This is a genomic window from Pseudofrankia sp. EUN1h (genome assembly GCF_001854645.1).
GTDB lineage: Bacteria > Actinomycetota > Actinomycetes > Frankiales > Frankiaceae > Pseudofrankia > Pseudofrankia saprophytica.
The window spans coordinates 444,714-469,395 of record NZ_MBLN01000002.1; the positions used below are offsets into that span (position 1 = coordinate 444,714).

Below are 24,682 nucleotides of genomic sequence, written 5' to 3' on the forward strand. Positions count from 1 at the left end.
GAKGGAGTCAGCGTGAGTGACATGGGTGGGCCGCCCGGACCGGTGGTCCGGCCGTACGCCATGACCGGAGGGCGAACCCGGTCGCGTTACGAACTCGCCATCGAGGCGCTCGTCATCACTACCCAGTACGGCGAGGAACGCGCGATCGGCCTCAGCATTGAGCAGCAGTCCATCGCTGCGATGTGCCGTCAGGTCCGGTCCGTGGCGGAGATCGCCGCCGGCCTGCGGGTGCCCCTCGGGGTCGCCAGGGTGCTGGTCGGTGACATGGCGGACGAGGGCTTCGTCCGCGTACACCAGCAGCCGGACCGCGACGAGGCACCGGATCTCGCGTTGCTCGAAAGGGTTCTCAGTGGCCTACGAAAGCTCTGACAACAGAAGGGTCAACTCCTCGGTCGCGACCACCTCGGTCAAGATCGTGGTTGCCGGCGGTTTCGGCGCAGGGAAGACCACTTTTGTGGGCTCTGTATCGGAAATCGTCCCGCTTCGTACTGAAGCGGTCATGACCGAGGCTGGCGCGCACGTCGACGACCTGACTCACCTGGTCGACAAGACCACGACCACGGTGGCGATGGACTTCGGCCGGGTGTCGCTGGACGAGGACCTGATCCTGTATCTGTTCGGAACGCCGGGACAGTACCGGTTCTGGTTCATGTGGGACGACATCGTCCGCGGTGCGATCGGCGCGATCGTGCTCACGGACACCCGCCGGCTCGCGGACTGCTTCGCCGCCGTCGACTACTTCGAGCAGCGCCAGCTGCCGTTCGTCATCGGGTTGAACTGCTTCGACGGGGTGCTGCGGCACTCGATCGAGGACGTGCGTGAGGCGCTGCAGATCGGGCCGTCGGTTCCGATCATCACCTGTGACGCGCGCAACCGCGACTCGACCAAGAGCGCGCTGATCGCGGTCGTCGAGCACACGATGTCCCGGGCCGCCCTGCGCGCCTAGGACGACGACGCCGGCAACACGAAGGGGGAGGGCATCGCGCCCTCCCCCTTCGCGTGCCTTCGTATGCCTGGGCGGCGGCACAGAGCCGCTGAACTGACGAGCACGACGAGAAGCCGTCCTCGGCGAGCTGGTCTTCGCCGAGGACGGCTTTCTCGTGCGTGCGACGGCTTAGGCGTCCTGGTTGAGCTGCCTGAGGCTGCCGGTGTTCGGGATGTTCCCGTTACCAGAGTTGTTGATCTGCTCCAGGTCGAACGTGAACGTGTCCGCGTGCCAGCGCCACTGGCCGCCGTTCAGCGGAAGCGTGGCGACGTTCTGCGGCACGTCCCTGCGGGCGCCGAACTTCACGTCGCCGACGATGGTGCGGGCGGTGAAGTTGTTCTTCAGGACGTCCGCGATCGCCTTCTTGTCGTCGAGGGAGTTCACCTTGGCCAGCGCCTGCGCCGCGACGTCGAACAGCGCGAGCGAGGTGCCGAGCTGCTGCGACCATCCCTGGYCGCTCGCCTTCTGGTACTGGTCGGCGAGCTGCGCCGGCGTCCAGTTGGTCAGGAAGCTGCGGGTCTGGAGGCTGYGTGACCAGAACATCTCGGTGGTCAGCGCGTCCGCGACGGTGCCACCGAGGACCTTCAGGTCGGTGTCGAACAGCACCCCCTTGGAGAGGGTGATGATCCGCGGGAAGAACTTCTGGTCGACGGCGTCCCGCTGGAACTGGATGTAGTCCGCCGCGCGGGGGATGCCGGTGACGATCTGGACGTTCTGGTCCTTGAACCGGTCGATGATGTCGGTGAAGCTCTTGGTGCCCGGCGGGTACAGGTGGTAGTCCGTGGTCCCGACCGCGTCGCCCGCGCTGGCCAGCTCGAGGTTCGTGGCCGCGAGGCTCTGCCGGAACGGCAGGCCCTGGTTCGCGAAGGTCCGGCCGTCGACGTCGTCCGGCCACAGGGCGCCGACCGTGTGGTTGCTCGGGACCTCCGCCTGCCCCCACATCGACGAGAAGGCGCTGAAGTACTCGCCCAGGCCGGCGAAGAAGTGGTAGGTCCAGGTGAACGGCTTGTTGATGTCACCGCCGCGGCCGACRAACCACGACTGCCAGGGCGCCATCGTGGAGATGCACGGGACGCCGTTGACCTCGCACTGGTCGGCGACCGGGTTGACGGTGTCCGAGGTGGCGCCCACCAGGACGATGTCCACCTGGTCGTCGGAGATCAGCTGGCTCGCCGCCTTGGCCGCCCTGGCGAAGGTCGACTGGCTGTCCCGGATGTAGATCTCGACCGGATGGGTGGTGCCGCCGACCGACAGTCCGCCGTTGCTCGTGAAGAAGTTCTTCAGGACGTCGGTCACGAACAGGTCGGCGTCGGCGAAGCTGCTGAGCGCGCCGGACTGGGGCGTCACGAGGCCGATGCGTACGGGCCGGATCTTCGAGGTCGACGAGGAGTCGGAGCCGCTGCAGGCGGCGAGCAGGCCACCCGCCGGCGCGGCGAGGGCGGCCGTGCCCGCGAGCCGCAGCAGCGCGCGCCGGTCGACGAACCGGAAACCCTGGCCACCGGCCACGACGGGCTGCCGCTGCCCGTCAGCGGCGGCGGGCGCGGCGAGGCCGTGGGCGGCGTCGACCACCGTCGTGGGGGAGGTCGTGGGGGAGGAGGCAAGCTGAGGACGGGCCGCGGCGTCGCTGCCGTCGGCTGCCTGAGAGATCGGCCGCTTTTTGCCCGTCAACCGGTCAGACCTGCGCATGGCTTCTGATCCTGCCGCACCCCGGTCTAAACCTGTCGACTGGGTCCATTTCGGTGTGGCTGGAACGGCCCGCCGCCGGTCGAGAGAACTCGCTGCGTAGTGCCGCGTGAGCATGCCGCGCCCGTATCCGACGTTTCGCGCTCTATTGGTGACTCTGAGAATCCACTAGTCGAGGGCGCAGGACATGTTGCCACCCTTGGTGACGTACACGGTGGCCTGAACTCGGGCGCCAGCCGGCCAGACGGCGATGCTGTTGCCGACCTGTCCCTGGAGTGGGCCGCTGGTGAACGCCACGGCGGCGATGACGTTGGACGCGTCATCGAACTTCGGGGTGGCGATCGTGTAGTCGCCCTGCTGTCCGTTCCACTGGTACTTCCCGCTCGTGGGCGGGATGACGAGGGCACCCGCATGGGCGCCTGGAGCGGCTCCCCCGGCCGCCGACGGCCCGGCGGTGCCCGGGGTCGCGCCCGCCGCCGCGGTGGCGCTCGCGGCGGGAGCGGCCGGAGCGGCGCCCGCCACGCAGCTGTAGGTGCCATCGACCAGCGCCTTGCCGGCCTTCGCGTCGGCGTTGGTCCCGGCGGGCGAGAGCGTGGCGCTCGCCGCGGCGCCGCTTGCGCCCGAGCGGCCGCCACCCCCGCGCCCCGCGAGCAGCACGTAGATCCCGAGCGAGACAAGCGCCACGACGACCGCGACCGTGAGGGGACCGAGCCAGCCCTGCCGGAACCACGCCAGCCGGTCGTCCGCCGCGTGGTCGCCGTCCGTGGTGGGCGGCCGCCGCGACGTTCTCTCGGCCTCGCCCAGCTCCAACGCGTCCTCGAGGTCGTCCGCGGCGAAGCGGCGTCCGGCACCGCCCGCCGGCTTTCTCGACTGGGTGGCGCCCCGGCCGGCCAGCCGGCCGCCATCGTCCGAGCCAACGGCTTCCTGGGCGCCCCTGGGCCCGGTGAGCGGGTCGAGGCCCGCCCCGGGGTCGTGCGGCCGCGGCCGTGACCCGTCCTCGCGTTGCCCGGCCCGGCCGCCACCCACGCCGGCCCCGGCCTCGAGGCCCCGCGGCGCTCCCGCCAGACCGGCCGAGCGCCCAGGGTCCGCGGGCGGCTCGTCGGATTCACCGGCGCCGCGCGACTTCCTGCCTGGACTGGTCTCGGGGCCGGTTCTGGAGCTGGTCCTCGACCCGGTCGTCGCGCCGGTCTGGTCCTGCCCACCGCGTGCCCGCCGGCCCGCCGAGCGTTCGGGAGCCCCGGGCGACGCGGCGGGCGTGACCGCCTGCAGGCTCATCGAGTCGGTCATCGGGTTCGGCGTCCTGCGCCGGTCCGCCGGCACACTGCGCATCATGCCGCGCCGCGGCAGGCTGGCAGCCGTCCTGGACAGGACGGAGGTCATCTCGACGGGCGCGGGCCGTCGCGACGCCGTCGACCGCTCGCTGGTCGACGTGCCGTGCCCGTCGGCGCCCCGAGCCTCCCGCGGCGCCGACGAGTCGGCTGGCGAGGTCCCGTCGGCGCGTGCCGTCGGCGGCGCGGGCTGGCGCCCCGTCCCAGCCCGCTCGGGCGCCGGAAGCCCGGGTGTCGGAAGCCCGGGCGCCTCCGCGGGCGTCCGCGGGCCGGTCTCTCCATCGCGGCGGCGGCCTCGCCAACCGCCACCGCGAGTCTGGGAGCCGTCCCGCGCGGACGGCACGGCCTCCGCGCCTGTTCTTCCCCACGGGACCGGCGCGGCCGTCCCCGGTGGCAGCCCGCGGTCCGCGGGCCCGGCGTCGGGACGATGCGTCCCCAGGTTCTGGTGGGCTCCGCTGAGCCCGTCGATCGGCTGCCCGGGGAACGGACCGCCGCCGGCCGGACCGCCGGTGGGCCGGCCGCCGGTGAACGGGCCGCCCGTGGCCGGGCCACCTGGTGCCGCGCCGCCGGGCAGCGGGCCACCAGGGGCCGAGGGGCGGCTGGGCATCGGGCCACTCGGCGCACCGGTCGCCTGCGAAGGACGCCGGGGCAGGCCGAGGAGGTCGCCGGTGCCCAGGGGGTCACGCGGGTCGATGACGGGCCTGCCCGCAGGCGTGCTGGCGGCGAGCTCGGGGGGCGCTGGAGACCGCGCGCCGGCCCGATCGGTGACCGGTGGAGGCGGCGAGCGCCAGCCTGTGCCCGGCGGGCCGTCGGAACTCCTCGCGGTCGCGTCCTGGGGCGGCGTCCTGGTGAACGGCGACCATCCGGTGCCGCCCGTGGGCTCGACCCCCGTGGTGGACCTCGGGTCCGTCTCGGGTACCCGCCAGGGAGACGACGGCGGCGCGGACACCCCGGCGGCGCGGTTGCCCTGCCCACCGCCAGGTGGCTGGCTCTCCCCGGGACGGGTGGGGGTACGCGGACCACCGGGTGCGCTGGCCGGCATACCCGCGCCGGGGAAGCCTGGGCCGCCTCCAGGAAAGCCCGGGCCACCCGGGCCACCCGGGCCGGGCGTTCCGGCCGTGGGCCGAGGGAGGCCCCGCGCCGGGGTGAAGAAGATGTTCGGCGCCCGCTCGTCCCTCGCCGGCGGGGGGCTGGAGCCGCCGTCCGCTCGGGACACGGGAGCCTGCGGGGCGGGAGACACCCGCGCCTGAGGAACGCCGGAGCCGGCCGGGCCACCGACAGCCACCACCCCGGCGCCGGTTCCTGGGCCGGGGGGTCCTGGAGACCTCGGCGCGGGCTCCCAGGGCGAGATGCTCCCCGCGGGTGGGTAGCCACTGCCTGGCGTGCCGGCCGAGCGGGCACGGGCGTCGCCGCCGACCCGGACGGACCCCGAGGTGCTCCCTGGGGCGGCGAAGCCCGGGGTTCCGCCACTGTTGGCGAAGCCCGCGGTTCCCGGCCGATCTCCCGGCGGGTCGGCGAAGCCCCGAGACCCTGGCGGATCGGAGACCGGGTTCCCGCCGGATCGGCGAGGTCCGGGGTCCCAGTCGGACCCGGGGCTCCTGCCCGACTGGCGAAGGCGGTCGGGGAGGTCCGGACGCTGATCGGGAACGTCCGCTGGGACGCCGCCGACGCGGGTGGTCTGAAACGGTCCTATCTGGACGGGACCGCTCGCCGGGCGGGGGCCGGGTGCCGCGGCGGCGGCACCGCTGGTCGGCGTGCCCTCCTGGCCGGTAAGTCGCGCCGACCAGGACGACGGCAACAGCGTCGGTGCCGGTGCGACGGCGGCTGGCCGGGGCAACGGCGAGGCCGCCGGGGAGGGGTAGGCGCTCGGGGAGGGGTGCGGGCTCGGCGACGGGTGTGCGGTCGCGGCCGGTGACTGCGCGGGTGGGAGATACGGCGCGGCGGGGGCCGGCGTTCCGTAGTCCCGCGCCGCGGGGCGCGCCGGGCCCGGCTGGTATCCGGCGGTCGACTCGGGGCGTTGGCTCGATGTCACCGGCGGCGGGACGACGGCCGGTGGGGCCGGCCCGACGTCGATCGCCGTGACCGACAGCCCCGTGTCCCCGCTGACGTAGGAGCTGCTCCAGAGGGAGCCGACCGCGAACGGATCGGGACTCGCGCGCGGATCGGTGGGCGCGGGCGTCCCGCTCCAGCCGGCGCCGGTCTGGGTGGCGCCGGTCTGGGTGGTGGCGGCCGGCGGATGGCCCGCCGCGAGCGGGCGCCACGCGGACTCGGGCGCGCCGGGGACGGTGGCCGTGGCGGCCTGGCCGGTATGGGACGGCGTGGGGTAGGCCGGGGTGGGGTGAGCCGGAGCGGACGGTTCGGGCGCGTTGACCCGCTCGACCGCGAAGAAGTCGTCGCGGCGGGTGGTCACCGGTGCGGCGGGGACGGCGGGCTGCTGCGCGCGCGGAACCCATTGGTGGGAAGCCGCGTCCCAGGCCCAGACGCCGTCATCGCTCAGCAAGCGGCCGTGGTCGTCGGTGGGCAACCCCTGCCCCCCTGCTCAGTGCCACGTCGCGTCTAGCGGCCGTGGAGCGTCAATGTCGTGTCTCTCGACGGCGGAACGTCACGAGTCCCGGCGAAGCCGACCAAAGGTCATCAACCAGTATGACTTGCCGCGTCCAGCGCACGAACCTGACCCACCGGGCGCCGCGCGACCCGGCCCCTACTTGAGCTTGTCGCAGGCCTGTCGGATTTCCTTGATCACCCGCTGGGCGGCGGCCGACTCCACGTCGGCGTTCAGGCGCAGGAACTCGTCCTGGCTGTAGCCGGCCTCGAGCTTGGTCAGGGTGCAGTTGCAGTAGTTCGTCATGCCGTTGTTGCCCCCGACGCAGGTGTCGAGGTAGGTCTTGCGGACCGAGGCGTCGTACTGCCGGCCGGCCGTGGTGGACGAGCCGCCAGTCGCCGCGGGCGAACCGCCGTCGTCGCCGGTCGCCTTCAGCAGCAGGATGACAGCGACCAGCACCACGACCAGCGCCGCCGCGCCGAAGACGAGAACCCGGCCACGGCCCGTCCTGAGCCTGCCGACGAGACCGCCGCCGTTCTCCCGGCCGTCGTCCTCGTCGTCGTCATCGTCGTCATCGAGGACGTCCTCGTCGTGGGCGGAACCGAGCCGCCCGCCGGCCAGGCCCCGCAACCGGTCGCGCGCCCCCCGCCAGCCGGGGCCGTCGCTCGGGTCGTCGTCCTCGTCGCGGTCGTCACGGTCGTCGTCATCGAGCAGGCCGGGGGCGTCACGGTCCAGGTCGCGACCGCGGCCCCGGTCGAGGGTGCGACCCTCCGGGGGAGAGGCGGCGCGCGGGCCGGTGCCTACGCCGGTCTTGGCGAACGACGCCGCGGCGAAACGACCCGAACCTCTCGCGTCGGGGTCGGCCGTGGCTCCCGCCGTCTCAGGGAAGCTGACCTGGGAGGCCTGCCGGGCAGAACCCCGAGCGCCGGTACGCGTCGGGTCCTCCGGCAACGGGCCGGTCGCGTCCGGCCGGCCGGTCACGGGGGTGGTCGGCCGGTTCATCGCCTCGGTGCCGGGGCTGTCGAGCGGGCCGGTCAGCGCCGGGCCGCCTCGGCTCACGCCTGGGCCGGTGCCCGATCCGCCCCGGCTCACGCCTGGGCCGGTGCCCGATCCGCTTCGGCCCGCGCCCGGGCCGGTGCCGGGCGCGCTTCCTCCCGGAACGCCCCGGCCCGCGTCCCGCGCCCAGCTGCCGGTGCCGGAACCCGTGCCGAGCGGGTCGGCACGGCCGAACGGTCCCGTCAGCGGGTCGTCGCGGTCGTAGCCACGGCCCGTGCCGGTGGCGAGCGGGTCGGGCCGGTCGTAGGACCCGGTGCCCAACGGGTCCCTGGCCGGCCAGGAGCGGGACTGGCCGGTCGAGCCCGCGCCGCCACCCGTCGACCCGGGAGACGACGGGCCGCCCGGCTCGTGGCCAGTGGGGGATCCGCCGCGCGTCGGCGCCCCGCCCCTGGCCGGGGCCGGGCCGCCGCGCCAGTCGGCGCCGGTGTCCGGAGAGTGGCTGTCGGCCGGGAAGCCGCCGGCCCTGCCGGGCTGCGGATAGGGGCCCGTGACGGGCGACCAGGTCGCCTCCCGGTCCCTGCTCGTGCGTTCCTCGGAACCGAACAGGGGGAAGCTGCCGGTTCTCGGCTCGTTGTAGGCCTGCTGGCCGCCACCCGGACGCCCGCCGTAGCCGCCGGGATCCGCCGGCGTCGCCGCCCGCCCGCCGGTGCCGGCGGAGCCGTAGCCGGGGGCGCCGCCTCCGCGGGCCGCGGCCGCGGGGCCGCCGGCCCCCGGAACCGCCGCACCGCCCGGCGGGCGAGACGTTGGCTGCCAGGTCTGGGCGCTCTCGTCCCACACGTAGGCGCCGTCGTCGCTGACCCAGCGGCCGTGCTCGTCGAGGCGCATTTGTGATCCTTCGGAGTGGAGACGGACGCTCCAAGGGTGCCACGAGCGGCGCGAGCGCAGATTCGGGGGTATTCCATTGTGAAATTGTGAGCAAGAACACTCCTGGCTCACAAGGCTCACGGGTGCCCCGCGCGGGGCACCCGTGAGCGCGGGCGCTAGCCCGTCACGATTTGGACAATATGACCACAACGGACATCTGGCAAGCGCGGCCGATGCCCTGGCATGTACCGGTCAGCCGATGGGTGGGGAGGCGAGCATGATCTCGGCCTTCTGGAACTCCTTGAGAGTCGCATAGCCGGTGGTGGCCATGGCGGTCCGCAACGCACTGGCCAGGCTGGCCCCGCCCGCGGGCCCGGCCGGGTCCGGGCCGACGAGGATCTGCTCGAGCGTGCCGGCCCGCTCCACCGGCTGCCACCGCCCGCGAGGCAGGTCGGAGTGCAGCACGTCCATCGACCACAGGCCGCCCTGCCCCGGGGCGTCCTCGGCGGCGGCGAGCGCGCCGTCGATCATCACGGCGTCGGCGCCGCAGGCCACGGCCTTCGCGACGTCCCCGCCGGTGCGCAGGTCCCCGTGCGCGATGACGTGGACGTACCGGCCGCCGGACTCGTCCAGGTATCGCATCCGAGCGCCGGCGGCGTCGGCGATCGCGGTCGCGAGCCCCACGCCGATCCCGAGCTCCGCGCGGTTTGCGTCGCCACCACCGGTGCCGACCCCGACGATGACGCCCGCCGCGCCGGTGCGCATGAGGTGCAGCGCGGTGGAGAACGACGCGCAGCCGCCGACCAGCACGGGGATGTCGATGTCGCCGATGAAACGCTTGAGGTTCAGCGGCTCGGTCCGTGTCGACTGATGCTCGGCCGAGACCGCCGGGCCATGGATGACCAGCAGGTCCGCCTKGGCGGCGAGGACGTCACCGAACAGCGCCCGGACCTTCTGCGGCCGCAGCGCGGCCGCCGTGACCAGCCCGGCGTCGCGTACCCGCCCGAGCCGCTCGGCGATCAGCTCGGGCCGGATCGGCGCCTGGTAGAGCTCGCGCAGCCGGCGGGTGGCCGCCTGGGCGGGGAGCTCCGCCAGCTCGGCGATCAGCGGCAGCGGGTCCTCGTGCCGGGTCCACAGCCCCTCGACATGCAGGACCCCGAGGCCGCCAAGCTTGCCCATCGTGATCGCGGTGTCCGGTGAGCTGACCGCGTCGGCGGCCGCCGCGACGATGGGCAGATCGAAGTGGTAGGCGTCCACCTGCCAGGCCAGCGAGACGTCCGCTGGGTCCCGGGTACGCCGCGACGGGACGATGCCGACCGCCGCGAGGTCGTACCCCACCCGGGCGCTCTTGCCAATGCCGATCTCAACCTCAGCCAACGCTGGCTCTCTTTCTGGTTCGCTCCGTCCGGGCACGGCGCTCCGGCCCCTTACTCGCTTCGCTCCCAAGGGACCTCCGCGCCGTGTCCTCCTCCGCGAACGTGCGCTCCGGCGACCTCGCTGCGGCCCGACCCCGGTCGCTTCGCTCCGGGGCCGGGCCTTCGCGAGGCGCGCCTCCGCGCCAGCGTAGTCACCGGTTCTGACCGTGAACGTCGCCAACCTAGGCGCAGGCCGGACCGTCCGGGGCCGGGCCTCCGCGAGGCGCGCCTCCGCGCCCAGCGTGGTCACCGGGTTCTGACCGTGAACGTCGCCAACCTGGGCGCAGGCGGGTCCGTGTGTCTTGGGCGAGCTTCAACCCAGCCCGCCCGACTTACCTGCCGGTGTAGTTGGGCGCCTCGACGGTCATCTGGATGTCGTGGGGATGGCTTTCGATCAGGCCGGYGGACGTGATCCGGATGAGCTGGCCATACTCCTGCAGGTCGTGGACCGTCTGCGCGCCCGCGTAGCCCATCCCGGCGCGCAGCCCGCCGACCAGCTGGTGGGCGACGGCGGCGAGTGACCCCCGGTAGGGCACCTGACCCTCGATGCCCTCGGGAACCAGCTTGTCGTCCGAGAGAACGTCGTCCTGGAAGTAGCGGTCCTTCGAGTAGGAGCGCGCCCCGCCGCGGCTGCGCATCGCGCCGAGCGAGCCCATGCCGCGGTACGCCTTGTACTGCTTGCCGTTGATGAAGATCAGCTCGCCCGGGCTCTCGTCGACGCCGGCAAGCAGACCGCCGAGCATGACGGTGTCCGCGCCGACGGTGATCGCCTTGGCGATGTCGCCGGAGTGCTGCAGACCACCGTCGCCGATCACCGGCACGCCGGCCGCCCGGGCCGCCTGCGCGGCCTCGTAGATGGCGGTGATCTGTGGCACACCGACACCCGCGACGACGCGGGTGGTGCAGATCGAGCCCGGCCCGACCCCGACCTTGACTGCGTCGGCGCCGGCGGCGATCAGCCTTGCCGCTCCGGCGGCCGTGGCCACGTTCCCGGCGATCACGTCCAGCGGGCGGCCGTCCGGACCGGTCGGCAGCTCGGCCTTGATCCGCTGGACCATCTCGGGAACTGCTCGGTGCTGCCCGTGCGCGGTGTCGACGACGAGGAAGTCCACGCCGGCGGCGACCAGCACCTGCGCCCGCTTGAAGGCGTCCTCGCCGACGCCGATCGCGGCGCCGACGACGAGCCGGCCGTCCGCGTCCTTGGTCGCCAGCGGGTAGCGCTCCCGCTTGGTGAAGTCCTTGACGGTGATCAGGCCGCGCAGCCGGCCACGGTCGTCGACGATCGGCAGCTTCTCGATCTTGTGCCGGCGCAGCAGGTCCAGTGCCTCGTCCGCGCTCACGCCGACCGGAGCGGTGATCAGCGGCATCGACGTCATCACCGCCCTGACCGGGCGGGAGTAGTCACGCTCGAAGCGGATGTCGCGGTTGGTGACGATGCCGAGCAGCGTCTCGTCCTCGGCGGTCACCGGCACGCCGGAGATCCGGTAGCGGGCCATCAGCGCGTTCGCCTCCTCGATGGAGGCGTCGGGACCGCAGGTGATCGGCGCGGTGATCATGCCGGATTCCGAGCGCTTGACCATGTCGACCTGCTGCGCCTGGTCCTCGATCGACAGGTTGCGGTGCAGAACGCCGACGCCGCCCTGGCGGGCCATCGCGATCGCCATCCGGTGCTCGGTCACGGTGTCCATCGCCGAGGAGACCAGCGGGATGGCCAGCCGGATGTTGCGCGACAGCCGGGTCGAGGTGTCGACCTCGGCCGGCACGACGTCGGATGCCGCGGGCAGCAGCAGGACGTCGTCGTAGGTGAGACCGAGCATGGCGAGCTTCGGCGCGGGGATGATTCCGGCCTCGCCGCCCGGCGGCCTGACGAGTGCCCTGTCAGCGTCGCCGGCCGGCGGGAGCGAGTCCCGGGCCGTGGCCGGCGCGGCCGAGGCCGCGATCGGGGTCGGGGTGGCGACGGGAGCGTCCATGGCACCTTCCGTTCTGGTTACGCCGACCAGCGGCGGGGAGCCGCCCCCGCATAGACATCATGGCCCCCCGTAGGGCGCTATACGCCAGGTAAGCAGGCAAGGCCACAGGGTTCCGTGTGGCCTACCCCTCGCCTGCCAGGGATGCGGCGTTACCTAGCGGCAACAACGTGGGGAGTGTCACCCATGCCCGCGGCCGACAGCCCGGGCCGATCCGCGCTCACCGTGGCCCGACCGCCGGAGCGCGTTCGGCCCTCGAGATCACGTCGGGATCACGCCTCCGACGCTTCGGACGCCTCGCAGACGCCGTCGGCGTAGCCGCGGGCGTAGTCCCAGGAGACGTAGCAGCTCGGGTCTGGGGCGAACGCCGGCTCGTGCACCCGAGTACGCCCCTCGTTGAGGAGCTGGCGCAGGTTCCCGGTCAGCAGGTCCCAGTCGAAGAAGTGCGGCTCCTCGCAGCCCTCGCAGTCCACCACCAGGCCGCGGTATCCCCGCGGCTCCAGCAGCGTCCTGAACACGTCCAGGTCGCCGAGCTCGGCGAGGACTTCCTCCCGCTCGTGCAGCGACAGCGGCTCGAGCAGGTCGACGTCCTCGACCGGGTCCAGCCGGGAGAGCTCGGAAGCGGGATCCTCCGGGTCGCCCGCGAACGGGTCGATGGGCTCGTCGCTCACGCCGCCCACGCTACGCCCCGATCTCCGGCCTGGGCGGGGCCGCGGGCCGCGACGACCGGCGGGTGGCCGGCCGGTTCGCGCGGGATGTGCCCTGATCTGGGAAAACTCCGGCCTGGCTCGCCGGTTGGGTGAGTCGGTGGGGGGTAGCGACAGGACCGTTGCTTTCGGAGGCGCCTTCTGGGCCTGGCGACGCCGAGAGGGGCTGTCGCCTACGGGCTTCCTTGTTCCGAGCGCGCCGCGCGGCCGTGGTCGCGCGGCGCGCGGCCGCGACGCGCGGCACCGCCGGGGGGTGAATTTCCAAGATCGATCAGAGGGGTGAGCCGGCCTACGGTGTGCGGGCGGCGCGCGTCGCCGCCCGGGGCGAGCGCGTACCCGCGTGTGCCTTCGGCTCGTCGCAAAGGGGGGGCTCAGGCCGATGACCGACGTCCGACGTCTACCAGGTCCCGGAGCGGAAAAGTGGGAGTGGCAGCTGCACGGCGCCTGTCGGGGTGAGAGCACCGAGCTGTTCTTTCATCCCGAGGGGGAACGCGGCCCGGCGCGGGCCGCCCGCGAGGCGGCGGCGAAGGCCATCTGTGCCCGCTGCTGCGTCGTCAAGGAGTGCGGTGAACACGCGCTGTCCGCCCGCGAACCTTACGGAGTCTGGGGTGGAATGAGTGAATCGGAGCGCGAGGCGATCCTGACCGGCCGCACCCGCCGCCGGGCCGCCTCCCCGCTCATCGATGGGGGGGTTCCCGCCGGATCCGCTTCGCCGATCCGGGAGGTAGTGGACCGAGGAGGACCGGGTACCCGCCAGGCCCCGGTCCCGGCCGGTTCCGCGGCTGGCTCGATGGCCCACCAGGCGCCCATCGTCGCCTAGGCGGAGGCGCGAAGCGCTCCGACCGTGGGGCGCTTCGCGCCTGGCCGCGGGGTGGCGGGCGGCACGTGACCGGGCGGCCCAGCGGTCGTGCTCCGATGGTCGATGGTCGATGGTCCGACAGCGGATGGTCCGACAGCCGAGTAGTTCCGCCAGATGCCGACATCGCCGCCGCGCCGGCTGGCTCACCCGCGACGGGTGCCGGGGGCGGCCGGCCACCGCGAGTCTGGCGACGTGGTAACGGAGCGGCTATGCTTCCGTCCCTTTGCCAGGCGGAGCTGCCGCCAGCGCGGGTCAGCCACGAGGACCGGCCACGAAGATCGGGCAGCGGAGGCCAGGAAGAGCAAGGCCAGGAAGAGCAAGGCCAGGCAACGAAAAGAGCCCGACCGGTCCCACCGGTCGGGCTCCTTCGTTGGTGCGAGGGCTAGAAGCCGGGGCCGTGGCTGTGCCCGTGCCCGTGCCCGTGACCATGCCCGCCGGCGGCGGCGACGGGCTCGGCCGGCTTCTCCACGACCAGCGCCTCCGTGGTCAGCAGCAGCGCCGTGATCGACGCCGCGTTGGCCACGGCCGAGCGGGTGACCTTGACCGGGTCGATGACGCCGTCCGCGATCAGGTCGCCGTAGGTCTTCGTCGCCGCGTTGAAGCCGTGGTTGACCGGCAGCTCGGCGACCTTGTAGACGACGACCGGGCCATCCAGACCGGCGTTGCGCGCGATCCAGTGGAGCGGCGAGGACAGCGCTGTGCGCACCAGGTTGACTCCGGTGCGCTCGTCGCCGGTCCTGCCCAGGCCACCGTCGAGCACCGTGGCGGCCTGCACCAGGGCGGAGCCGCCACCGGCGACCACGCCCTCGTCGATCGCGGCCTTGGTGGCCGAGACCGCGTCCTCCAGGCGGTGCTTCTTCTCCTTGAGCTCGACCTCGGTGGCCGCGCCGACCCGGATGATCGCGACGCCGCCGGCGAGCTTCGCCAGCCGCTCCTGCAGCTTCTCCTTGTCCCAGTCGGAGTCGCTGGCCTCGATCTCCTGGCGGATCTGCTTGACCCGCGCGACGACCGACTCGCTGTCGCCCGCGCCGTCGACGAGGGTGGTGCTGTCCTTGTCGATGACGGCCCGGCGGATGCGGCCCAGGTCCTCCAGCGTCACGGCCTCCAGCTTCAGGCCGACCTCCTCGGCGACGACCTGGCCGCCGGTGAGCACGGCCACGTCCTGCAGCATCGCCTTGCGACGGTCGCCGAAGCCGGGCGCCTTGACGGCGACGACCTGGAAGGTCTTGCGCACCGAGTTGACGACCAGAGTCGAGAGCGCCTCGCCCTCGATGTCCTCGGCGATGATCAGCAGCGGCTTGCGGGCCTGCACCACGAGCTCGAGCACCGGGAGCAGGTCGTTCAGGGAGCCGATCTTGCCGGGGTGCAGCAGGACGTAGGCGTCCTCGAGGACCGCCTCCATCCGCTCCGGGTCGGTGACGAAGTACGGGGAGATGTAGCCCTTGTCGAACTGCATCCCCTCGGTGAGCTCGAGCTCCAGACCCATGGTCTGGCTCTCCTCGATGGTGATGACACCATCTTTGCCGATCTTGTCGATCGCCTCGGCGATCAGCTCACCCACCTGGGTGTCCTGCGCCGAGATGGCGGCGACCTGCGCGATCGTCTCCTTCGAGTTGACCTCGATCGCCGAGTCGAGCAGCGCCTTCGTGACGGCCTCGACGGCCGCCTCGATGCCGACCTTCAGCGACACCGGCGCCGCGCCGGCGGTGACCGCCTTGATGCCCTGACGGACCATGGCCTGCGCCAGCACCGTCGCCGTCGTCGTACCGTCGCCGGCGACGTCGTTGGTCTTGGTCGCGACCTCCTTGACGAGCTGCGCGCCAAGGTTCTGGTACGGGTCGGTGAGCTCCACCTCGCGGGCGATCGTCACGCCGTCGTTGGTGATCGTGGGCGCGCCGTAGGACTTGTCGAGGACGACGTTGCGACCGCGCGGGCCGAGCGTCACCTTCACCGCGTCGGCCAGGGTGTTCACCCCGTGCTCGAGCGCATGGCGCGCGTCCTCGCGAAAACTGAGGATCTTACTCATCTGATTGGGGGTCCTCCCGCTGCCGTTCCCGGCACAACGCCGAGGGGGTGCGCCCCGAAGGATCGCGTCACGTGTCTTCCCGCCACATTGGATCTCCGGTCACGCCGGCTGGCGGGGGTTCCAGGGGGTCGCCCCCCTGGGCAGACATTGCGCGGGAGCTCGGGAAGGCGGCCAACGGCCGCCGAACAGAGTGATCCCGATCGTGGCACACCCCCGCTCGACTACTTCTCGATGACCGCGAGCACGTCGCGGGCGGAGAGGACCAGGTACTCCTCACCGGCGTACTTGACCTCGGTGCCGCCGTACTTGCTGTAGAGCACCACGTCGCCGACCTTCACGTCGAGCGGGACGCGCTTGCCGTCCTCGAACCGGCCGGGACCGACCGCGAGGACCGTGCCCTCCTGGGGCTTCTCCTTGGCCGTGTCCGGGATGACGATGCCCGAGGCGGTGGTCGTCTCAGCGTCTGACGGCTGGACGACGATGCGGTCCTCGAGCGGCTTGATGGCAACCTTGGTGGCGGTCGTCACGATCGACCTCCCCTTCCTGCGCTGGATGAGAGAGCGACCCTGGCGGCCTGCCGTCGCGGGTGAACAGGCGCCTCTGTCGCTGGCACTCTCACGTGCCGAGTGCCAACTTAGCATCAGTGTCGCACTCGTCAACCGACCCGGTCGTATATGTAGCGTCAGGCGTTGTCCCCGTGCCTGTACGGGGTGGGAGCGAATGTCCGTGGTCGCGGAGCGCCCGGCCGGTTCCCCGATCGAAGGGGTCCGTCTGTTTGCCGGGTTCCTAGGACTCCGGCGGGCAGGTCCGCGCGGGCGGCGGGGCCTGGTGGGTCGGCGGCTCGTAGGGCCAGGCGACCGGGCCGTCGAGGCCGGCGAGGGCGACGGCGATCCCGTGGGCGACGTCCCCGTTGAACGGGAGCGCGTGGTGGCCGAGGCCGGGGATCGTCACGTTGCGCGCGGCGAGATCGGGATGGCTCAGCGCCGCCGACTCCGGGCGTACCACCGAATCCAGGCCGCCGCCGATCGCGAGGAAGCGGGTGCGGCAGCCCGGCGCGGGCTGGGCGAGCTCCGCCAGCAGCGGTGAACCGGGCCGCAGCGACGCGACCAGCCGGTACGGGACGGCCCGGGGCACCAGGTGGGCGAGCCTCGTGCCGCTGTGCGGCGTGCCGAGCGTGACCAGCGTGTGGACCTGCTCGTCGCCGCGGAGCCGCTGCACGTAGTACCGGGCCACCACCCCGCCGAGCGAGTGGGCCACGATGTGGACCTGCTGGTAGCCGGTCCGGGAAAGGATGTCGGCGACGGCGGCCTCGAGCGTGGCGGCCGCCTGCGGGACACCTGTCGCGTACAGCGGCAGATTGATCGTCTCGACGTGACTGAACCCGCGTCGGCGCAGCGTGCGCTGCAGCCGAGCGAAGATCGACCTGTTGTCGACCAGCCCGTGCACCAGCAGGATCGGCATGCCGGCGGCGGCCGGGTGGCCGACCAGCAGGCCACGCTGCAGCGGGCCGAGCCTGGCCAGGCTGTACCGGTCCGCCACGGGGACCCGGCCCGCGCGGACGCCGGCCGGGTAGAAGGCCGCGTGCGTCGCGATGCACGCGGCCTCGGTGACGAGACCGCGTACGGCGGCTGGGGTCGCGCCGATGCGGCGCGTCAGCACCCGGCCGACGCCAAGCGGGGCCGTCGCCACGTCGCGGGTGTACCGGCCGGCGGCCGTGCCGAGCTGGCGCAGCCACGGTCGGGTGCCCTCGCGGCCTTCTAGGGGAAGCTCGGTGTCCGGTCGCACGGCAGCCAGCCCAAAGGTGCCGGCCCGCGGGAGAAGCGAGGCCGGAAGCGGGTGATCATGATCCGTAAGTCGGGTAGTCGGGAAGGAGGGGACAGTGACGTTACAGGTGGCCGGGTAGTGCTGTCGACCACTTCCTCCACCGGGTGGACAGGCGAACGCCCTGGTCAAGGGTGGTGAGCCGGGCGAGCGTCGTGGCGATGGCACCGGCGACGGCGGCCGGGGCCCCCGAGGGGAGGACCTCGTCGGCGAAGCCCAGCCGGAGCAGGTCGATGGGTCGCAGGCCACCCAGGTCGGCGGCTCGCTCGGCCGGAATGCGCAGCGTGGCCGCCGCGCCCTCCGGCGAGAGCGCGGTCAGGTAGCTGTCCGGTGTCATCAGCACGGCGTCGGCGCAGGCGGCCGCGAGCGCGCCGCCGGAGCCGCCCTCGCCGACGATGACCGACACGGTCGGGCTCGGACAGCGCAGCACCGCCTCCATCGCGGAGCCGATCGCCGCCGCGACGCCGTCGGCCTCGGCCTGCGCGCTCGGGTCGGCCCCCGGGGTGTCGACGAACAGGACCAGCGGCAACCGAAGCTTGCCCGCGAGCCGAGCCGCCCGCGCGAGCAGCCGGTAGCCGCCCGGCCCGGGGGCACCCCCCGGCTCGGCCGCCACGGCCACCGCCACGATGCCCAGCGCCCCCGAGCTCGGGGGCGTCGAGCTCGGGGGCGTCGAGCCGGCGAGCAGGCCGAGCCGCGCCCGCACGGCGGGATCACCGCCCGCCAGCTCGACCCCGTGCGCCGTCACGGCGTCGAGCGCCGCGCCGCCGCTCGTCCGGCCCGCCGCCCGGGCGGCGAGCACCTGGGCCCAGCCGCGCACCTCGTCGGCTGCCACGTTCTCGTCCTCCGGCGCTGGGCTGTCTCCCAGCGTCTGGATGGCGCCGGCTGCCGTGGGCGTGCCGGCCGCCGCGGTGAGGGCGGCCGCGAGCCAGGCCTGGATGGCATCCGGTTCGACGACTGCGTCGACCAGGCCGGCCCGCCAGGCGGCCTCGGCGGTGTGGCTGTCGGCACCGGGCGCCGTGCCGGTCACGGCGGCGACGACCCGCGGGCCGGCGAAGCCGACCGTCGCCCCGGCCACCGCGCAGCGCAGGTCAGCCCTGGAGGCGATCGTCACCCACACGCCACCGGTGGTCGGATGGTCGACCACGGCCACATGCGCCACGCCGGCCTCGTCGAGGCCGGCGGCGGCGAGCGTCGCCCTCGGCAGCCCGACCAGTCCGGCGACCCCCTCCTGCAAGCGCGTGCCACCGCTGCGCAGGAAGGACAACAACGGCCGGCGGGTGACGGCGGCGTGCTCGGCCGCCGCGGCGAACGCGGCGGCGTCGACCTCGCCGAAGCTCCCGCCATACACGCTGAACTCCCAGGCCACGACCACGCAGTCGACGCCGGCCACCGGGCCCTCGCCCCACCAGACCGCCTGGGTAGCGGCGTAGCCGGGCCAGCACAGACGGTTGGGTGCCGGATCGCTGCGTGGGCAGCGCGTCACGCTGGCGAGCAGCCGCGCGCGCCAGTCGGCGTCCGCGGACGGGGGCGGCGGAGTGGTTTCGGCGGGGGTGCCAGGGAGCTCCTGCCCAGGCGGGCGGGATGGGCCTGTCGGCGACGCGGCGCGATCGGGCATGTCCGCATCGTCGGACCGACCGAGGCGCCATGTCGTCGCGCGGAGCGGAATGTCACTGCGCGCACCGTCCTTTGGTGGGTGATGGCCGCGCCGCCCTGGTTCTGGCCGACCGCGGCCGGCCAGAACCAGGACCTGCCCGTCCTGGCGCCGTCGGTGCGGTGGACGGCGGAGCGTAACGCCGTGACCCCACCTCCGTGGTGATCTGCGTGTGTGGGCGTGCGGAGGGGTGTGCATACTGTCCGGAGTCGCAATATGCCGATAGCGTCCGGATGCCTACTTCGGCCCGGGCCGTCCGGCTGGTGGAAAACGGTCCAGCCAGCCGGTCGCCGGGCCCCTGCCCTGGCCGCCGGCGCCGTCGGCGTTCGGCGGCGGACATCGGCCGGAGGCCGGCCCGCGAGGCGGTCGGCGCAGCTGGTCCGACGGGGCGCCACACGCCGCCGCGGCTCCGTCAGTGCGAGGGGGGCCATGCTCACACCGCTCACGGACGACGATCCCATCGCCATCGGTCCGTACCGGCTGCAGAACCGGATCGGTGAGGGCGGCATGGGCACCGTCTACCTCGCGTTCACCGACCGGCGGCACCCGGTCGCGGTGAAGGTCGCCTCCGCCGAGCTGTCGGAGGACGTGGAGTTCCGCCGCCGCTTCCAGCGGGAGGTCAGGGCCGCACAGCGGGTCCACGGCGGCGCGGTCGCGGCGGTGCTCGACGCCGACACCACCGCCGAACGGCCGTGGATGGTCACCGAGTACGTGGAGGGCACCAGCCTGGCCGACGCGGTCCGCCAGCGCGGGCCACTGGCGGAGCAACTGGTCCGTGGTCTCGCCGCCGGTCTCGCCGACGCGCTGGTGGCGATTCACGAGGTGGGTGTCGTTCACCGCGACCTCAAGCCGTCGAACATCCTGCTCGCGTGGGACGGGCCCAAGGTCATCGACTTCGGGATCGCGCAACTGGACGGCAACGCGACGCTGACCCGGTCCGGCCACGTCGTCGGGACGCTCGCCTGGATGGCTCCCGAGCAGATGCGTGGCGAGCAGGCCGGCCCCGCGGCCGACATCTTCTCCTGGGGCTGCTGCGTCGCCTACGCAGCGGCCGGCCGGCATCCCTTCCACGCCGAGCGGGCCGAGGCGCTGGCGTTCCGCATCCAGCGCGACCCACCGGACCTGGAGCATCTGCCCGACTATCTGTTCGACACCGTCGTGCCGGCGCTGGAGAAGGAGCCGCGGCTGCGCCCGTCGGCCGCGGCGCTGCTGGCCGCGCTCAGCGGCCAGCCGGTGCGCAGCAGTAGCGACGCGCACCGCGCGACCGAAACGGTGCTGGAACGCGACTGGACCGGTCAGTTACCCAGCGTCGACGCGCGGCGCGRCCTGGCTGGGCACCAGGACCAGGGCGGCTGGGCATCCTCGCCGTTGCCGGTGCCCGTCTCGCCGCCGGTGTCCTTTCCCTCGCCGGCGTCCTTCCCCCCGCCAGTACGAGCTCTGCCGTCCGCCCCGCCCTTGCCGCCCGGGCCCGTCCAGCCGTTGGACGGAAGCCAAGGGGACTGGCGACCCCAGCCGGACCACCGGTATGGCCCGCCCTCCTCATATCCGGAGCCTCCTCAGCTGGAGTCGGGATATTCCGCGGGTCCCTATGCCAGGACCCCGTACCCAGACGCCTCAAGTCCAGGATTTGCGCACCCCGGACCCGCGTATCGCGCGCCCGCGCTCCCCGAACCCGCGCGGGCCGAGGCTCGACACGCGGATCCCGCGTACGCGGACCCCGAGCACTCGTACGCGCAGCCGTCGGCCAGGAAGCCGCCTCCCCCGGAAGCCACCTACGCGGACCATGTCGACCATGTGGACCCCAGGCTGGCGTCCCCGCCAACCCGGCGGGCACCGGACGGGGACTGGCGATCGGCGCGTGCCGGCTCGCTGGGCGTGCCACCGCCGGCGGGCGCGTTCCGCCCGGCGCCGTTGCCGCCGGCATCGTCGCCACCGCCGGTCGGCGCGCCACCGGCCGAGATCGGCCCGGCGGCGGTCAACCGTCCGCCGGGCGCGTCGACCGGCCGGCCGGCGGGGGGCGGCCGGGCCAGGCGCCGCCAGCCCAGTCCCGGGTGGAACATCCCGGCGGTGCTCTCGGCGCTGCTTGCCGTCCTGTGGCTGTTCGGGGTCGGCAGCGCCGCCGGCGTGTACCTCGGCTACCGGGCCCGGGCCGCTGCCCGGGGCGGCCCGCGGCCAGGAGACCGGCTGGCGGTGGTGGGCATCGTGCTCGGCTGGCCCGGCCTCGTGGCGGCGCTGCTCTACCTGGGATATGTCGCGGGCCACGGCTGAGTCCGGGCGGCGCCTGGCCCACCGGTGGCACGCTCCTCACACATCACACCGTGTGAGATCGGACATATGCGTTGGCCGGAGCCGGCGGGCCGTCGGCCGATGCCTGTGGCCGCAGGTAGCCGTCCCCGCCGCCGCGGGCACCCCGCCGGCAGCCGCGCGGGGGGTTTTGTACGGTTCTGCCGCGCGCATACGGGCGGCATCGGCCCTGGCATCGGCGCTTCGGACCGTCGACAGGCGGCCCTGGGCGGCCCAGAGTCGAGCCGGACCGTGTAGCACGGCTCACGCACGGCGCCGCGGCGTCATCCGGCTGGCGCGGAGTCATTTGTGGGCCTCGCCGCGCAGGCGCGCGTCACGGCGGGTGCGTCAGTAGGCTCGCATCCGTTCCGTGCATCCCCTGACCGACCGCACCCGACTGGACGGACCGTGGATCTCTTCGAATACCAGGCGAAGGCGCTCTTCGCCGAGCATGGCGTCCCGGTGCCCACCGGTAAGACCGCCACAACCCCCGACGAGGCCCGCGCGATCGCCGCGGAGCTGGGCGGCAAGGTCGTCGTGAAGGCCCAGGTCAAGACCGGTGGCCGCGGCAAGGCCGGCGGGGTCAAGGTCGCCGACGGGCCGGAGGACGCGTACGAGAAGGCGACCGCCATTCTCGGCATGGACATCAAGGGCCACACCGTGCACTCGGTACTGGTGGAGCAGGCCAGCAACATCGCGGAGGAGTACTACGCGTCGTTCCTGCTGGACCGCGCGAACCGCACCTTCCTGGCGATGGCCTCGCGCGAGGGCGGCATGGAGATCGAGGAGGTCGCGGCCACCAACCCCGAGGCCCTCGCTCGGATCCACCTCGACCCGCTGACCGGCGTCGACCTCGCGAAGGCCCGCGAGATCGCCGTCGCCGCCAAGCTCCCGGAGGCCGCCCTCGAGGGCGCCGCCGAGCTGCTCGTCAAGCTGTGGGAGACGTTCGTCAAGGCGGACGCCACCCTGGTCGAGGTCAACCCGCTCATCCTCACCGGTGACGGCCGGGTGATCGCGCTCGACGGCAAGGTGAGCCTGGACGAGAACGCCGACTTCCGTCACCCGGAGAACGAGGCGCTCGTCGACGTCTCCGCGGTCGACCCGCTGGAGCAGAAGGCCAAGGAAAAGGGCCTCAACTACGTCAAGCTGACCGGCTCGGTCGGCATCATCGGCAACGGCGCGGGCCTGGTCATGTCGACCCTCGACGTCGTCACCTACGCCGGCGAGGAGTTCGGCGGGCAGCGCCCGGCGAACTTCCTCGACATCGGCGGCGGCGCCTCGGCCGAGGTCATGGCGAACGGTCTGTCGATCATTCTGTCGGACCCGTCCGTCAAGAGCGTCTTCGTCAACATCTTCGGCGGCATCACCGCCTGCGACGCGGTCGCCAACGGCATCGTCAAGGCGCTGGAGCTGGTCGGCGAGGTGACCACCCCACTGGTGGTCCGCCTCGACGGCAACAACGCCGAAGAGGGCCGGCGGATCCTCGCCGAGGCCAACCTCGCGGTCGTCAAGCCCGTGGACACCATGGACGGCGCGGCGAAGCTCGCCGCCGAGCTCGCCGCCGCTGCGGCCTGACAATTACCCGGCAGGCCTCCGGGGCGCGCCGAGAAATCGACCGCGCCCCCCACGGCCTGGGTGAAAGGAACCGCTCGCAATGGCCATCTGGCTCGACGAGAACAGCCGGATCGTGGTGCAGGGCATCACCGGCTCCGAAGGCAGCAAGCACGCGAAGCGCATGGCGGCGTCCGGCGCCCAGATCGTCGCCGGCGTGAACGCACGCAAGGCCGGTCAGTCCCAGGACGGCGTGCCGGTGTTCGCGTCCGTCACCGAGGCGATCGAGAAGACCGGGGCGAACGTCTCCGTCATCTTCGTCCCGCCGAAGTTCACCAAGGACGCCGCGATCGAGGCCGTCGACGCGGAGATCCCGCTCGCCGTCGTCATCACCGAGGGCGTCCCGGTGCACGACACCACCGAGTTCTTCGCCTACGCCCAGGGCAAGGGCAAGACCCGCATCATCGGCCCGAACTGCCCGGGCATCATCAGCCCCGGCAAGTCGAACGCCGGCATCATCCCGGCCACCATCACCCCGCCGGGACGCATCGGCCTGGTCAGCAAGAGTGGCACGCTGACCTACCAGATGATGTACGAGCTGCGCGACTTCGGCTTTTCGACCGGCGTCGGCATCGGTGGTGACCCGGTCATCGGGACCATTCACATCGACGCCCTCGACGCCTTCGAGGCCGACCCCGAGACCGACGCGATCGTGATGATCGGTGAGATCGGTGGCGACGCCGAGGAGCGGGCCGCCGCGCACATCGAGGCCCACATCACCAAGCCGGTCGTCGGCTACGTCGCGGGCTTCACCGCGCCGGAGGGCAAGACGATGGGGCACGCCGGCGCGATCGTCTCCGGTTCGTCCGGAACCGCGCAGGCGAAGAAGGAAGCGCTGGAGAAGGCCGGTGTGCGGGTCGGCAAGACGCCGTCGGAGACCGCGCGTCTGATGGCCGACATCATGCGTTCGCTGTAGGGCAGTACTGGTACGAAGTGGGCCACCCGGCCGCGGCGGTTGCCCGGCCGGGTGGCCCACGCTCGTCTGGCAGCCTGGCCGGCGCGTCGGGGCCGGCAGGCGCGCGGACGCCGGCATGGGGAGAATGCGTTAGGACTTTTCGGCGGCGCTTGGTGAACTAGGGTCCGGCGCTTGGGCATTCCGGACGAAGTKGGGTTGGTCCCGATGGTGAAGATCGCTGGTCGCGACGTCGCCACCAGTGACGTCGGCATCGTGGCCGGTGGTGTGGTCGTGCTGATCTCCAGCTTCCTGCCGTGGATGGGGATCGACTGGTTTTACTACCGGGGCAGCATGCACATGGGCTGGGGCAGCGGCCCGCTCGCCGTGTTCGCGATCGTGCTCTCGTTCGCCGCCGCGGGCTTGGTGGCCGCCCGAATGGTCGCCAACCTGAGGCTGCCCGCGATCGGCCCGGTAGGCCCAGCGCTGCTCACTGTGATCCTGGGCGCCGTCGCGACGCTGTTCATCCTCATCCGGCTGGTCACGGTCCACCCCTGGGACTCGCGCTTCGGCCTGTACTTCGGCCTGATCGGGGCCGCCGCGCTGACCGCCTTCAGCGTCGTCGGGCTGCTTGCCAGCGGCGAGCAGATCCCCGGCCGTGGGCCGGCGTCCGGCGCGCCCTGGGGTCAGCGGCAGCCTCCCTACGGGCAGCAGGCGTACGGCCAGCCCTATGGGCAGCCGTACGGGCCCTCGGGCGCGACGCCTTACGGGCAGCAGCCGGCCGCGGGCTACGGCCAGCCGACTCCGGCTCCTGGCTACGGCCAGCCGCAGCCGACCCCCGCGCCGGGCTATGGCCAGCCGACGCCCGCGCCGTATGGACAGCCGCCCCAGACGCCAGCTCCGGGTTACGGCCAGCCGCCGGCGCCGTACGGCCAGGCCCCGGCATCCGGGTATGACCCGTCGCAGCCGCCGTCGCAGCCGCCGTCGCAGCCGCCGTCGCAGCCTGGCACCCCTTACGGCCAGCAGCCCGGCTAGGCCCGGCCGGCACCAGC

Annotated in this window: 16 protein-coding genes and 1 pseudogene; 7 read left to right on the top strand and 10 right to left on the bottom strand. The window is 73.1% G+C overall.

Going from position 1 to position 24,682, the window contains the following annotated elements; genetic code table 11:
* Positions 1-21: 21 nt before the first annotated feature.
* Complete coding sequence (locus BCD49_RS02630) at positions 22-369, top strand: DUF742 domain-containing protein (RefSeq protein WP_035925779.1); 348 nt, start codon at positions 22-24, stop codon at positions 367-369.
* Positions 350-946, top strand: a complete 597-nt coding sequence (locus BCD49_RS02635; protein WP_007518658.1) for a GTP-binding protein — start codon at positions 350-352, stop codon at positions 944-946. Before BCD49_RS02630 ends, BCD49_RS02635 begins: the two co-directional genes overlap by 20 nt.
* A 168-nt stretch (positions 947-1,114) precedes the next feature.
* On the opposite strand, the gene BCD49_RS02640 is transcribed toward BCD49_RS02635, so the two are convergent.
* The 6 genes from BCD49_RS02640 to BCD49_RS02665 all read right to left on the bottom strand — a co-directional run bounded on the left by BCD49_RS02640 (position 1,115) and on the right by BCD49_RS02665 (position 12,460).
* Positions 1,115-2,671, bottom strand: a complete 1,557-nt coding sequence (locus tag BCD49_RS02640) for an ABC transporter substrate-binding protein (RefSeq protein ID WP_071041064.1) — start codon at positions 2,669-2,671, stop codon at positions 1,115-1,117.
* Positions 2,672-2,836: 165 nt separating this feature from the next.
* The gene (locus BCD49_RS02645; RefSeq protein ID WP_131803355.1) at positions 2,837-6,496 is read right to left on the bottom strand and encodes a hypothetical protein; all 3,660 of its coding nucleotides are present in this window, start codon (positions 6,494-6,496) and stop codon (positions 2,837-2,839) included.
* A gap of 201 nt (positions 6,497-6,697) precedes the next feature.
* Complete coding sequence (locus BCD49_RS02650) at positions 6,698-8,419, bottom strand: hypothetical protein (protein WP_071041065.1); 1,722 nt, start codon at positions 8,417-8,419, stop codon at positions 6,698-6,700.
* A 231-nt stretch (positions 8,420-8,650) separates the two neighbouring features.
* The gene (locus tag BCD49_RS02655; protein ID WP_071041066.1) at positions 8,651-9,775 is read right to left on the bottom strand and encodes a GuaB3 family IMP dehydrogenase-related protein; all 1,125 of its coding nucleotides are present in this window, start codon (positions 9,773-9,775) and stop codon (positions 8,651-8,653) included.
* 370 nt (positions 9,776-10,145) lie between these two features.
* Positions 10,146-11,783: an IMP dehydrogenase gene (gene guaB / locus BCD49_RS02660; protein WP_071041067.1), complete on the bottom strand. Its 1,638-nt coding sequence runs from the start codon at positions 11,781-11,783 to the stop codon at positions 10,146-10,148.
* Positions 11,784-12,052: 269 nt separating this feature from the next.
* Positions 12,053-12,460, bottom strand: coding sequence for a DUF5319 domain-containing protein (locus tag BCD49_RS02665; RefSeq protein WP_007517143.1), 408 nt, complete (start codon positions 12,458-12,460; stop codon positions 12,053-12,055).
* 406 nt (positions 12,461-12,866) lie between these two features.
* On the opposite strand from BCD49_RS02665, the pseudogene BCD49_RS45775 reads away from it, so the two are divergent.
* A pseudogene (locus BCD49_RS45775) lies at positions 12,867-13,187 on the top strand (WhiB family transcriptional regulator); the annotation flags it as partial.
* Between the two features lie 541 nt (positions 13,188-13,728).
* Here BCD49_RS45775 and groL read toward each other — a convergent pair.
* The 4 genes from groL to BCD49_RS02690 form a co-directional block, all read right to left on the bottom strand.
* Positions 13,729-15,372 carry a chaperonin GroEL gene (gene groL, locus BCD49_RS02675; protein WP_007517141.1) on the bottom strand — a complete coding sequence of 548 codons (1,644 nt, stop codon included), beginning with the start codon at positions 15,370-15,372 and terminating at the stop codon, positions 13,729-13,731.
* 221 nt (positions 15,373-15,593) lie between these two features.
* Positions 15,594-15,902 (bottom strand): co-chaperone GroES, encoded by a 309-nt coding sequence (gene groES / locus BCD49_RS02680; RefSeq protein ID WP_035925775.1) that lies wholly within the window; start codon positions 15,900-15,902, stop codon positions 15,594-15,596.
* Positions 15,903-16,158: 256 nt separating this feature from the next.
* Positions 16,159-17,157: an alpha/beta fold hydrolase gene (locus BCD49_RS02685; protein WP_007517138.1), complete on the bottom strand. Its 999-nt coding sequence runs from the start codon at positions 17,155-17,157 to the stop codon at positions 16,159-16,161.
* Positions 17,158-17,257: 100 nt separating this feature from the next.
* Positions 17,258-18,808 carry a carboxyl transferase domain-containing protein gene (locus BCD49_RS02690; protein ID WP_083401197.1) on the bottom strand — a complete coding sequence of 517 codons (1,551 nt, stop codon included), beginning with the start codon at positions 18,806-18,808 and terminating at the stop codon, positions 17,258-17,260.
* 465 nt (positions 18,809-19,273) lie between these two features.
* On the opposite strand from BCD49_RS02690, the gene BCD49_RS02695 reads away from it, so the two are divergent.
* The 4 genes from BCD49_RS02695 (at position 19,274) to BCD49_RS02710 (ending at position 24,665) form a co-directional block, all read left to right on the top strand.
* Positions 19,274-21,112, top strand: a complete 1,839-nt coding sequence (locus BCD49_RS02695) for a protein kinase domain-containing protein (RefSeq protein WP_071041068.1) — start codon at positions 19,274-19,276, stop codon at positions 21,110-21,112.
* 423 nt (positions 21,113-21,535) lie between these two features.
* Positions 21,536-22,702, top strand: a complete 1,167-nt coding sequence (gene sucC, locus BCD49_RS02700) for an ADP-forming succinate--CoA ligase subunit beta (protein WP_007517135.1) — start codon at positions 21,536-21,538, stop codon at positions 22,700-22,702.
* 79 nt (positions 22,703-22,781) lie between these two features.
* Positions 22,782-23,654 carry a succinate--CoA ligase subunit alpha gene (gene sucD, locus BCD49_RS02705; protein WP_007517134.1) on the top strand — a complete coding sequence of 291 codons (873 nt, stop codon included), beginning with the start codon at positions 22,782-22,784 and terminating at the stop codon, positions 23,652-23,654.
* 204 nt (positions 23,655-23,858) lie between these two features.
* Positions 23,859-24,665 (top strand): hypothetical protein, encoded by an 807-nt coding sequence (locus BCD49_RS02710; RefSeq protein WP_007517133.1) that lies wholly within the window; start codon positions 23,859-23,861, stop codon positions 24,663-24,665.
* The last annotated feature ends 17 nt before the right edge of the window (positions 24,666-24,682 follow it).